This window comes from Curtobacterium pomorum, from assembly GCF_044497295.1.
Lineage (GTDB): Bacteria > Actinomycetota > Actinomycetes > Actinomycetales > Microbacteriaceae > Curtobacterium.
Genome location: NZ_CP172409.1, coordinates 460232 through 472668 on the forward strand (window position 1 = coordinate 460232; position 12437 = coordinate 472668).

8 protein-coding genes and 1 pseudogene are annotated in these 12437 nt (G+C 71.8%); 3 read left to right on the plus strand and 6 right to left on the minus strand.

Translation table 11 applies throughout. From position 1 onward, the window contains the following. Positions 1-2 precede the first annotated feature (2 nt). A complete protein-coding gene (locus ACGH48_RS02310) occupies positions 3-1634 on the minus strand; it encodes an ABC-F family ATP-binding cassette domain-containing protein (RefSeq protein WP_396290027.1) in 1632 nt (543 codons plus the stop codon). A gap of 272 nt (positions 1635-1906) precedes the next feature. Between ACGH48_RS02310 and ACGH48_RS02315 the strand changes: the two genes are divergently transcribed. Next, positions 1907-2332: a DUF3151 domain-containing protein gene (locus ACGH48_RS02315; protein ID WP_123310550.1), complete on the plus strand. Its 426-nt coding sequence runs from the start codon at positions 1907-1909 to the stop codon at positions 2330-2332. Between the two features lie 119 nt (positions 2333-2451). On the opposite strand, the gene ACGH48_RS02320 is transcribed toward ACGH48_RS02315, so the two are convergent. The 4 genes and pseudogenes from ACGH48_RS02320 to ACGH48_RS02335 all read right to left on the minus strand — a co-directional run bounded on the left by ACGH48_RS02320 (position 2452) and on the right by ACGH48_RS02335 (position 8871). Beyond that, positions 2452-5490 carry a glycoside hydrolase family 2 TIM barrel-domain containing protein gene (locus tag ACGH48_RS02320; RefSeq protein ID WP_396291150.1) on the minus strand — a complete coding sequence of 1013 codons (3039 nt, stop codon included), beginning with the start codon at positions 5488-5490 and terminating at the stop codon, positions 2452-2454. Between the two features lie 2 nt (positions 5491-5492). After that, entirely contained in the window at positions 5493-6428 is a 936-nt protein-coding gene (locus ACGH48_RS02325) for a carbohydrate ABC transporter permease (protein WP_111085425.1), read from the minus strand. A 167-nt stretch (positions 6429-6595) separates the two neighbouring features. Then, positions 6596-7516: pseudogene (locus ACGH48_RS02330) on the minus strand (carbohydrate ABC transporter permease); the annotation flags it as partial. Then, complete coding sequence (locus ACGH48_RS02335; RefSeq protein WP_396290028.1) at positions 7513-8871, minus strand: ABC transporter substrate-binding protein; 1359 nt, start codon at positions 8869-8871, stop codon at positions 7513-7515. The pseudogene ACGH48_RS02330 and the gene ACGH48_RS02335, both read right to left, overlap by 4 nt. Before the next feature lie 187 nt (positions 8872-9058). Here ACGH48_RS02335 and ACGH48_RS02340 point away from each other — a divergent pair, with 187 nt between their 5' ends. Beyond that, entirely contained in the window at positions 9059-10222 is a 1164-nt protein-coding gene (locus ACGH48_RS02340) for a Vms1/Ankzf1 family peptidyl-tRNA hydrolase (RefSeq protein ID WP_396290029.1), read from the plus strand. A 195-nt stretch (positions 10223-10417) separates the two neighbouring features. Here the strand turns inward: ACGH48_RS02340 and ACGH48_RS02345 are convergent, their stop codons facing one another. After that, entirely contained in the window at positions 10418-11635 is a 1218-nt protein-coding gene (locus tag ACGH48_RS02345) for an MFS transporter (protein WP_396290030.1), read from the minus strand. A gap of 86 nt (positions 11636-11721) precedes the next feature. Between ACGH48_RS02345 and ACGH48_RS02350 the strand changes: the two genes are divergently transcribed. Then, a complete protein-coding gene (locus ACGH48_RS02350; protein WP_260232923.1) occupies positions 11722-12423 on the plus strand; it encodes a GntR family transcriptional regulator in 702 nt (233 codons plus the stop codon). Positions 12424-12437 lie beyond the last annotated feature (14 nt).

The window sequence follows — 12437 nt, forward strand, 5'->3', positions numbered from 1 at the left end:
GGCTACGACAGCTCGATGCGCGCGTCGAGCTCCAGGCGCTCCAGGAACGTCTCGTCGTGGCTGACCACGACGAGCGCTCCGCGGTAGGCCCGCAACGCGTCGACGAGCTGGTCGACGCTGGTCAGGTCGAGGTCGTTCGTGGGCTCGTCGAGCACCAGCAGCTGCGGCGGCGGATCGGCGAGCACCAGGGCCGCGAGCGCCACCCGGAACCGTTCCCCGCCGGACAGCGCCCCGGCCGGCCGGTCGACGGTGTCGCCGCGCACCAGGAACTTCGCGAGCCGGTTCCGCACCTCGGCGACGGCGACGTGCGGGGCGTCCCGGCGCACGTTGTCGAGCACGGTCGCGGCGTCGTCGAGGGTGTCCTTCCGCTGCGGCAGGTAGGCGATCCGGTCGACGTGCGCGACGGCCGTGGTCTCCGGCAGCGGGTGCTCCCGGGCTTCCGGCGCACCGACGAGCTGTTCGAGCAGTGTGGACTTGCCGACGCCGTTGTCACCGGTGACCGCGATGCGCTCCGGTCCCTGCACGATCAGGTCCCGCCCGCGCACCGTGACGGTCGCGATCTGCCGAGACGCGGGAACGTGCGGGTCGGGCAGCGTCACGTGGATGGACTCGTCGTCACGGAGCCGGAGCTGTGCCTCTCGCTTCGCCTCGAGGGCAGCGGCCTCGTCGTCGGCGTACCCGACGCGGAGCCGGCCGGCGGTCTCCTGCGCCTTCTTCCGCTGCTCGTTCGCCAGGATCTTCGGCATCGAGCGGCCGGCCTTCTCGCCGGCCTTCGCACGGCGCGCGATCTTCGTCTCGGCCTCGATGCGCTGCCGCTTCTCGGTGCGGTGCCGCTGCTCGGCGACCCGGACCTCGCGCTCGACGGCTGCCTGCTGCACGGCCAGGTGCTCCTCGAACGCGCTGAACGTCCCACCGAACACGGTCATCGACCCAGCCCGCAGCTCCACCGTCTCGTCGACGTGTTCGAGGAGCTCCCGGTCGTGGCTGACCACCACGAGGGTCCCGCGCCAGTCGTCGACCAGGTCGAGCAGGAGCCCGCGTGCCCGCCGGTCGAGGTTGTTCGTCGGCTCGTCCAGGAACGCGATCGGCCGGCCGCGCAACCGCACCCCGGCGACGGCGACCAGCACGGACTGCCCGCCCGACAGCGTCGACACCGGACGTTCCAGGTCGGCGCCGTCGAGCCCGACGCTCGCGATCGCTGCGGCAGCGCGTTCCTCGAGGTCCCAGTCGTCGCCGACCGCCTCGAAGTGCTCGGGCGACGCGTCACCGGACAGCACGGCCCGGAGCGCGGTGAGTGTCGACCGGATGCCGAGCAGGTCGGCGACGGCGTCGTCCGCGCTGGCGTGGGCCCACGCCGCCGGTTCCTGATCGACGCGCCAGCGGCGATCAGGCCGTGCCGGTGGGGAGATGCGTTGCGGCAGGTGGTCGACGGGACCCGACGTCGAGATGGTGCCCGACGTGGGGTGGAGCTGGCCGGTGGCGAGCCGGACCAGCGTGGACTTGCCGGCCCCGTTCCTCCCGACCAGGCCGGTCCGGCCCCGCCCGAAGGCGGCGGTGAGGTGGTCGAGCGCGACGGTGCCGTCGGGCCAGGCGAACGTGACGTCGTGCAGGACGACGGATGGACTGCTGGGCATGGGGATGCCTCCCGGTGTCGATGCTGGGCGCACGACACCGAACCCACCGCTGTGCGGTGGAGCGCCCGACGGGGCGCGCGATCACGGTGTCAGCGCGTGGGCTGAGCAGAACCGGTGATCGACAGCAATCCGTCTTCTTCCGTCGGGGACCCCCGTGACCGCCATCCGCGCCGCCGGTCGGTCTCCCGCCCCGGGGGCCTCGCGATGACGACGAGGTGCCCCCCACGGTAATCCCGGCCACGGGGACGCGCAAGGGATGACAGGCTGGGGGCATGCCGGAGAACCTGTTGCCGAACCCCTCGACGAACCCCGAGACCCTGCTGCCCGCTGAACCCGAGGTGACCGCGGCGCTCGCCGCCGACGCTCCCGTCGCCAGCGTGGTGGTGTCGCACCCCTCGTCGAGCCTGGCGTGGGCGCTGCTCGCGGACGAGGCGTGGGCGCGCGGCGCGACCCTGGAGTCCTACGCCTACGCCCGTGTCGGGTACCACCGCGGGCTCGACGCCCTGCGCAAGGCCGGGTGGCGCGGTGTCGGTCCGGTGCCGTGGTCGCACGAACCGAACCGTGGCGTCCTGCGGGCGCTGTTCGCCCTGCGCCGTGCGGCCGAGGCGATCGAGGAGCCCGGCGAGGCCGAGCGCCTGACCGACTTCCTCGACGCGAGCGACCCCGAGGCCCTGCGCGCCCTGTCCGCCGGCGCGTAGCGCAGCGCGGCGCACGGTGCGGCGACGATTCGCGCCCCGTGGCGGTCGTCGCGCCCCGAAGAGTCGGGGCGCGACGACGGCAACGGGGCGCGGACGAGTCGGACGCAGCCCGCCCCGCCCTACGCCAGCAGCACGCTCCAACTGAACGCCTGCGGCCAGAGCTGGTGCTCCGGCAGCACGTCGAGGCCGCACGCCCGGCTGCCGAGCCCGTGCTGGGCCGCGTCGAGGTAGAGGTACAGGTGGTCAGACGTCGGCAGCTCGTACGGGTGCTCGGCGCGGTCGATCTGCTGCGCGGTCCACGGCGTCAGGGTGAACCCCGCACGGTGCGACCCCACGGTGGAGACCGTGAACGGGCCGACCGACAGGGAACGCAGCGACGGCCGGTGCCCGGTCTCCTGCGGCCTGGAGTACTCCACCCCGAGCGACCGCACCGGCGCGGTGAACCGGCCGACCCGGGCAGCGTGCGACGAGTCGGCGTACGACTCGAGCGGTCCGGTGCCGAACCACGTCGCGTCCTCGTCCGCGAGCGACGCGGGCAGGTCGAACCGCACGCCGATCCGCGGCCAGGTGACGTCCCACGCGCCGAACGGCACCGCGTCGGTCTGCAGCACCAGCCCCTCGGCGGTCAGGGTCCAGCGGTGCGTGACGTCGAGGCCCCAGCCGCTGTTCGCCGCCGCCACGCGCACCCGCTGTTCCAGGCCGGAGTCGGTCCGTGACACGGACACCAGTCGGTGCGTCAGCCGGTCCAGCCCCCGCTCCCGCCAGCGCGTGGCCGACGGGGGAGCGTCCGGGTCGCCGACGCCGTGCGTCAGCACCGGGTCCGCCGTCTCGTAGCCGCCCTGCGAGGCCAGTCGGTCGTTGTCGGTCGGGGCGCGCCAGAGTTCCAGGCGAGGGCCCGCGACCTCGTGTCCCTTCCAGGACACCAGGGCGCCGCGGTCCGAGAACGTCCCGTCGCCGAGACGGTCGCCGTCCCACCCCTGCCGGGAGGCCCGTGGTGCGTCCGCCACGCGGCTCGCGACGAGCCGCTGGGTGCGTGCGACCACGTGGCCGGTGTCGGCCCATGCCGTCGGGCCCGCCAGTTCGGCGGTCAGGTCGAGCCAGAGCTCGTCGCCGGGGGCGAGTTCGGCCGTGGCCGCGTCGAGCACTTCGGTCGGCACCGGGACGGTCGCCGACTCGCGGGCCGCCACCACGCCGGCGGCGAACCGGCCGGACGCCTCGACGACGCCGTTGCGCGACAGGGTCCAGCAGAACCGCAACCCGGCGGTCGATGCCGAGTGGTACCGGTTCTCGACCAGGATCGTGGTGTCCGAGACCGCCAGGCGGACCGGGGCGACGACGGCCGCGAACTCGGCGAGCCCGGGCGTCGGGGTGTCGTCGGGCAGCACCAGGCCGTCCATCACGAAGTTGCCGTCGTGCACGACCTCGCCGAAGTCGCCGCCGTAGGCGTAGTAGTCCTCGCCGGTGGGAGTCGTCGCGAGCAGACCGTGGTCCCGCCACTCCCACACGAACCCGCCGTGCAGGCGCGGGTACCGGTCGACCAGGGCCTCGTACTCGGCGATCTGCCCGGGGCCGTTGCCCATGGCGTGCACGTACTCGCAGTGGATGAACGGCTTCGAGCGCTGCCGTGCCGCCTCGGCGGGGCCGCAGCCGAGCAGGGGCGTCGGGGTGCCGCCGCCGATGGACTCGGTCTCCTGCAGCGTCGGGTACATCCGCGAGTACACGTCGGTGTACTCGCCCGCGTAGTCGCCCTCGTAGTGCACGGGGCGCTCGGCGTCGCGGTCGTGCACCCACTGGGACATCGCGGCGAGGTTCCGGCCGGTGCCGGACTCGTTGCCGAGCGACCACATCACGATGGACGGGTGGTTCTTGTCCCGCTCGACGGTGCGTGCGACGCGGTCGAGGTAGGCCTCGGCCCAGTCCGGGTCGTCGGAGGGGTTGCCGACCCAGCCTGTGAAGATGAACCCGTGGGTCTCGAGGTCGGTCTCGAGGATCACCCAGAAGCCGAGCTCGTCGGCCAGGTCGAGCACGCGGGGGTGCGGCGGGTAGTGCGAGGTCCGGATCGCGTTGACGTTGTTGCGCTTCATGAGCGCCATGTCCGCGCGGGCGTGCTCCTCGTCGAAGACGCGGCCGCGCACGGGGTGGGTCTCGTGCCGGTTCACGCCGTGGAACACCACGCGCTCGCCGTTGACCAGGAACCGGTCGCCCTCGATCGAAACGGTGCGGAAGCCGAGCCGCAACGAGACGGTCTCGCCGCCGGCTGTACCGCCGGCGTCGGTGCCGGTCGACACCGTCGCGTCGTAGAGCTTCGGCAGTTCCGCGCTCCACGGCTCGACGCCCTCGACCGCGATCGGGGTGACGTCGTCCGGTGTCGCCCAGGTCACGTCGACACCCAGGTCGGGCACCGCGAACCGCACCGGGAACACGGCGTCGAGCGTCGGGAACGTGATCGTCCCGCTGCCGGTCGCCGGCCGACCGGACGCCGCGGTCCCGGCCGTCGCGGCGCTCCCGAGGGTCGGGCTCCACCCGGCGCGGACGAACACGTCGTCGATCGGTGCCGTGGGACGGGCGAGCAGCGTGACGTCGCGGAAGATCCCCGGCAGCCACCACTGGTCCTGGTCCTCGAGGTACGAGGCCGCCGACCACTGGTGCACCCGGACGGCCAGGTCGTTCGACCCCGGTCGCAGCAGCTCGGTGACGTCGAACTCGGTCGCCAGGCGGGACCCGGTCGACCAGCCCACGAGCGTGCCGTTCAGCCAGACCCGGAAGTGCGACTCGACCCCGTCGAAGCGCAGCAGCACACGGCCGGCCGCCGCGAACGACGCCGGCAGCTCGAACGAGCGACGGTGGTCACCGGTGGGGTTCTCGTCCGGCGGGTGCGGCGGGTCGATCGGGAACGGGTACTGCAGGTTCGTGTAGCTCGGCGACCCGTGGCCGTGCAGCACCCAGTGCGACGGCACCGGCAGCTCGCCCCAGGCGGGGTCGTCGTCCACGACGTCGTCGGTGGCGAACGCGTCCGACACCGACGCGACCGGCGACCACCGGAAGCGCCAGTCGCCGTTCAGCGACAGCGAGGGTGCGTCGGTGTGGAGCGCGGCCCGGGGCGGGAGCCGTGACGCCGAACCCGGCGAGGTCGAGTGGAGGTCGTCGAGTGCGGAGATGGTCAACCCTTGACCGATCCTTCCGTGAGGCCCCCGCGCCAGAAGCGCTGCAGGACGATGATGGCGATGACGAGCGGGATGACCGAGACGAGCACCCCGCCGGTGGTGAGCTGGTAGAACTCCGGCAGACGGTCGACCTGCGAGCGCCAGTTGTTCAACCCCAGTGTGATCGGGTACAGCTTCTGGTCTGCCAGCATGATGAGCGGCAGGAAGAAGTTGTTCCAGATGCCGACGACCTGGAACAGGAACACGGTCACCAGGGCCGGGGTCATCTGGCGGAGCACCACGGTGTGGAAGATCCGGAGCTCGCTCGCACCGTCGATGCGTGCCTGCTCGAGGAGCGTGGTGTCCACCGACGCGGCGGCGTACACCCGGCACAGGAACAGCCCGAACGGGGAGACGAGGCTCGGGATGAGCACGCTCCAGTAGGTGTCGGTCAGGCCCAGCGTCGAGAACAGCAGGAACAGCGGCAGCGCCGTCGCGGTCCCCGGCACGAGCACGCCGCCGAGGATCGTGCCGAACACGAACTGCCGACCCTTGAAGTCGTACTTCGCCAGGGCATACCCGCCGGCCGCGGCGAAGTAGGTCGCCAGGACCGCACCGACGCCGGAGTACAGGATGCTGTTCGCGATCCAGCGGACGAAGATGCCGCCGTCGTACGTGAACACCTGCTGCAGGTTGCTCCACAGGGCGAACTCGCCGCCGAACCAGAACCCGTTCGTCGAGAACAGTGCCCCGGTGGTCTTCGTCGCGGCGATGACGACCCAGTACAGCGGGACGAGGAAGTACAGCGCGACGATGACGAGGATGCCCGTCACCACGATCTGCGAGCGCGGGGACCGGTCGAGTTTGCGGCGCTGGTGCGCCGAGATCGACGTGGTGTCGACCGGTACGGCCGTCTTCGCCGTGGCCGGCGCTTCGATGGCTTCGCTGGTCATGCGTCCGCCCCCTTCGTTCCGTTCTGCAGACCGGACCTGGCCTGGAGGCCCGGTGCGGATTGGGAAGTACCCGTGCTGCCCGCCGCAGCGCGCGTCTGGAGCGCGGTGCGGGCCTCCAGGCCGTCACGCTTGGCACGCTTGCGCCGGTCGCGTTCGTCCTTCGGCGCGCGGTTCGTCAACGCGAGGAACGCGAACGACAGGATGAACGCGGCCAGCGCGATGATGACCGCCTGCGCACTCGCGACGCCGTACTCGTTGAACGCGAACGCGTTCGTGTAGGCGGCGTAGTTCGGCGTGTACTCGGTGTCGATCGCCGGGGCGACCGTGGACAGGATCTGCGGCTCCGCGAAGAGCTGCAGCGTGCCGATGATCGAGAACACCGTCGTCAGCACCAGGGCCGGGGCGATGAGCGGGATCTGGATCCTCCACGCGACCTGGAACGGGCCGGCGCCGTCCATCTTCGCGGCCTCGTAGACCTCGCCGGGGATCGACTTCAGCTGGGCCACGATGATGAGCATGTTGTAGCCGGTGTAGGTCCACGTGACGATGTTCGCGATCGACCACAGCACGCTGTTCGCGCCGAGGAAGTCCGGCTGCAGCCCCATCGACTGCAGCAGCGACACGATCGGCGACAGACCGGGCACGTACAGGAACGACCACAGGATCGTCGCGATGACGCCGGGGACGCCGTACGGCATGAAGTAGATCGCCCGGAAGAAGCCCGGCCAACGGGCGCTCGCCGACTCGAGCAGCAGCGCGAGGATCGTGCAGGCGATGATCATCACCGGGACCTGCACGATGCCGAAGAGCAGCATGCGGCCGATCGAGGCGACGAAGCCGGAGTCCTGCAGGGCGATCGCGTAGTTGTCGAAGCCGGCGAAGCGTCCGACGACGCCGTCCTCGCCGAACAGCCCCTCGCGGTCGACGGTCGTGAACGACTGGAACAGGGCGCTGATGATCGGGATGATGAACGTCAGCAGGAACAGGGCCAGGAACGGCGCGAGCAGGATCCACGGCGCACGCTTCTGCGCACTCGTGGCCTTCGTGCTCGTCCGGAAGGCGGGTCGCGTGCTGGTCTGCTGGCTCATCGTGCCGTCCTGACGCTGAGGCCCTTGTCCTTGAAGGACTGGACGATCTCCCGCTGCGCGAGTTCCACCGCGTCGGAGAGCTTGAGGCCGGAGGTGAGCTTCCGGCGGAACTGGTTCTGCAGGCTCGTGAAGGCCGACTGGGTCACGGGGGACCACGACCAGTCGATGTTCTGCTCCTTCGACGCCGGCACGAAGACGTCCTCGTTGTAGTTCTGGCCGGAGAACCACTTGCTCGGCTTCTCGCGCTGCGCACCGATGTAGTCGACCGCGGGCGACCACCCGATGCCGCAGTACTTGATCATCGCGTCGATGCCCTCCTTCGAGGTCGTCATCCACGTGATGAACTCGAGCGCCTCCTTCGGGTGCTTCGCGTTCGCCAGGACCGCCGCCGTCGAGCCGCCGATCGCGCTCGACCCGAAGCCGTCGGAGCCCCACTTCTGCATCGGGGCGACCTTCCACTTGCCCTCGCCGCCCTGCACCGACTCGATCAGGGCGTCACCCCAGCTCGCGCTCGTGACGGCGGCGATCTTGCCGCTGGCGGCCGAGGCGTACCAGCCGGGGGAGTACGCGCCGGCAGAGGTGTCGACGAGCTTGTCGTCGATGACCCCGTCGAAGAAGTCCGCGACCATCAGGGTCTTGTCGTCGGTCATGTCGACGACCCACTCGTCACCGTCGACCTTGAACCAGCGGGCACCGGCCTGCTGCGCGTACGCGGCGAACGGCGACGCGTCGGACACCGGGAACACCTCGAGGTAGTTCTGCTTGCCGGTCCCCCGGACCTTCTCGGCCAGGTCACGCCACTCGTCCCACGTCGTCGGGGGTTCGCCGCCGGCCTGCTCGAGGATCGCCGTCTGGTAGTAGAACCCCATCGGACCGGTGTCCTGCGGGATGCCGTAGATGCCGTCCACGAACGACACCTGCGCCCACGCGGCCTCGTCGTACTTCGACTCGAAGTCCTTCGCGCCGTACCGGGCGAGGTCGACGAGGCCGTTGGCGAGCATGAACTCGGGGATCTGCCGGAGCTCGACCTGGCCGATGTCCGGGCCGCCGCCGGCCGCGAGCGCGGAGTACATCTTCTGGTACCCGCCGCTGTTGCCGCCGGGGATCCAGTTCGCCGACACCTGGATGTTCGGGTGCGTCTCGTTCCAGACGTCGCAGACCTTCTGCAGGTCCTTCAACCAGGCCCAGTAGGTGAGCTGGACGGTCTCGCCCGACGCGGCGGCCGGCACGAGGGCGGCCTTGTTCACGTTGGTGGAACCGGGGACCGCGCAGCCGGCGAGCAGCCCTGCCGCCGCCGTGCCGATGCCGAAGCCCAGGAGTTGTCGTCGGGAGATGGGTCGTGGTCGTGGCGTCATTGCCGTACTCCGGTTCGTCGTCGATTCGGGGTCGTGATCAGGAAACCACAAAACCGAGCGTCGTTGCAGTTTCGCGCCTGGGTGTTCGCTCCCGACTGTGGACGCCCGCCGGCGGCGAGGTGGAGTGTGGTCGCACGTGAGAGCGCCGGAGCTCATCGGCTCCGGCAACCGTCCGAGAGGAGCTGCCATGACGTCGACCAACGCGACGAGCGAACTGCACCGGATCCTGGGAGAGCGACTGGAGGGCGGCGGCACCTGGGCCTGGGCCTACGCCGACGTCTCCGGCAACGTCGAGGATCCCCGACGGCAGGCGGCGCTCAAGCTCCGCGGCGTCGAGGAAGGACTCCGCGCGCAGGGTGCATCCGACGAGGTCGTCGACGCCGTCGCCGGTGAGTTCGAGCAGGAGCCCGGCGTCCCCTCGCCCGTGAACCGCTACGTGCTCGTGCACGACGGCGAGGTCGTGCTGAGCGAGGTCCTGCCCGGGCAGCTGCACGGACCGGAATCCGTCGGCGTCGGAGCCGTGCCGGACCTCGTGCCGCTCGTCGCCCACCGCCCCGTCGACCTGCCCTTCCTCGTGGTGCACGCCGGCAAGGAGGGCGGGGCGTTCCGCGCCTACCGCCTCGGACACGCCCCGGTCGCCGGGAACACCTCCGAGCAGCAGGTCCAGGGCCGGAACGACACCCTGCACTACGCCAAGGCCGGCACCGGGTGGAAGCAGCCGCACTGGCAGCAGCACACCGAGGAGATCTGGAAGCAGAACTCGTCGGAGACCGCGGCCGCCGTCGACGAGACCGTGCGGACGATCCGCCCCGGGCTCGTCGTCGTCGCCGGTGACGTCACCGCCCGCGAGCTGCTGGTGAAGGCGTTCTCGGCGGAGACCCGTGCGCTCGTGTCGGTGTTCCCGGGCGACCCGCGCGCCGACGCCGGCTCGAAGCAGGCGTTCGTCGACCACGTCGAGACCGCACTCGCCCGTGTCGTCGCCACCCGCCGCCACGACCTGGAGGACTCGCTCCGCACCCACGTCGGCCGAGGCGACAACCAGGTCGTCACCGGCCTCGGGCCCGTCGTCGAGGCGCTGCAGCAGGCGCAGGGTGCGACGGTCGCGCTCGACGCCGTGGCCATCGGCGACCGGACGCTGCTCGCGCTCGCCGGGGCACCGTGGGTCGCCACCGCACCGGAGCAGGCCGCCGGGACGCCGGTCATCGGAGCGGTGCCGGCGGTGTGCGCGCTGGTGCGGGCCGCGGTGCTGACCGACGCCGAGCTCGTGCTCGTCAACGCCGCGTCGCTGCCCGGGGGAGCCCCGGCCGCCGCACTGCTGCGCTGGCCCGTCGGCCCGGTCGTCCCGGCCTAGTTCGCGGAGCCGTGCGCGCCCCGAGGTTCCGAAATCTCGGCATCTCGGGGCTCGCACCACGGTCCGTCGGAACCTCGGCGAACCGCATGCGGCGAGTCGTGGAACCTCGGCGCCCCGACCCCGCGCGGGTCCTGGGACCTCGGCGCCCCGACCCCGCGCGGGTCGTGGGACCTCGGCGCCCCGACCCCGCGCGGGTCAGTCGTGCGACCGGTCCGCGCTCGGGACCAGCGGGAGCGCCAGCAGGGGCAGCACGGCGACGATGCCGAACGACGCCGCGAACCCGAGGGCCGTGACCAGCGCGCCGATGCCCGGCCCGACGGCGCTCGCCGCGATGAACTGCCCGGTGTTCTGCGTGCCGAGTGCCCGGCCGGACCAGAAGGGCCCGGCGGCCTCGGCGACCGAGGTGTAGGCGAGGCCGTTGTCCGCCACCGTGACGCTCGTCGCGATGACCAGGAACACGGCCCCGGCCGCCAGGTGGGTGACGTCGACCAGGGCGAGCAGGCCCATCACGGCGGCGGCGCTCACCACGACGATCCGCAGCGGTCCGACCCGCGAGCCAGCGTGGTCGCTCCACACCCCGACGAGGATCCGCCCGATCGCCCCGACGAACTGCGACGCGCCGACGAGCAGCCCGGCCGCGGGGGTCGACCAGCCCAGGCCGACGAGCCACACCAGCCCGTAGGTCGACAGCGTGAACTGCGGCACGACGAGCAGGATCGACACCGCGTGGATCCGCCACAGGAAGCCGCTCGACCGGTAGGGGTTCGCCGTCGTCTCGACCGGAGCCGTGTGCCGGGCCGGCCGTGGCGGGTTCTGGATGCCGACGGCGCAGAGCACCGCGAGCACGACGCACAGGACGATCGGCAGGACGAGGGCCGCGCGGATCCCCGACCCCTCGGCGAGCTGCGGGACCGTGACGGCCGCGAGCGTGACCCCGAGCGGCTGCGACATCTGCCGGATCCCCATGGCCAGCCCGCGCCGCTCCTTCGGGAACCACCCGACGACGACCCGGCCGCTCGCCGCGTTCGTCGAGGCGCTCGTCATGCCGGCCGCCAGGAACGCCAGCCCGAGCAGGACCGGGTCACCCGCGGCGAGCCAGGCGCCGACCACCGCGAGGGTCGTCAGGACCAGCCCGCCGGCGATCACGATCCGTTCGCCGAACCGGTCGGTGATCGCGCCCCAGGCGATGAGCGTCAGGACCATGCCGAAGGTCGGTGCGGCGGCGAGGACCCCCGCGACGGTGAGGGACGTGCCGTTCGCGTGCAGGTAGGGGATGAGCAGTGCCGGAGCCGTCACCACGAGTGTGCCGGCGGCCTGCGCGGCGACCCCGAGCGCGAGCATCGTCCACGCTCTGGGGCCGATCGTGCCGGAGGTCCGGGGCGCGGCGGTCGCGGTCGGGGTGGGAGTTCGCATGCGTGTCGCATCGTTTCGCGTCGGAAGCAATTGGTATACCACAACGGTATACCATTCCGACGGTGTCCCCGCTAGAGTTGGTGGCCGTGACCGAGACGACCGATGCAACCCCGGTGTCGCAGACGGCCCAGCTCTACGACAACCTCCGCGCGGCGATCCTGACGCTCGACATCGCGCCGGGGGAGCGCATCTCGGAGCGCGGTCTCGAAGCACGGTTCCACGCCTCGCGGACCCCCGTCCGTGCCGCGCTGTCGCGGCTCGAGCGCGAGGGGCTCATCCTGCACGAGGGGCGCTCGTGGACGGTCACCCCGATCGACCTCGACGAGATCGCCTCGCTCGCCGAACTCCGCGGCGTGCTCGAACCCGCCGCCGCCCGACTCGCGGTCGAGCGGGCGAGTGCCGAACAGCTCGCCGAGGTCCGCGGGCACCTCGACACCCTGCGTCCGACGCCCGACCAGCAGGCCGGCATCCGGATGGGGTCGACGTTCCACCTCGACCTGGCCGCGCTCGGCGGCAACCGGTTCATCACCGACGCGATCGCCGACGCCCTGACCCGTCTCGAGCGCACCCGGTGGATCGAGGTGCGCACGCCCGAGGCCCGCGATGCCGCGTGGGACGAGCACAGCGCGATCATCGACGCCGTGCGTGACGGTGACGCCGACCGCGCAGCCGACCTCGTCGCCGCGCACGTCGCCGGAACGAACGACCGGTTGCTCGGCTGGATCGCGCAGGAACGCCGCCGCCTGCGCGGTGCTGGCATGACGATCGTCGGCGCGACCGAGCGCTGACGGCACGCACGTGT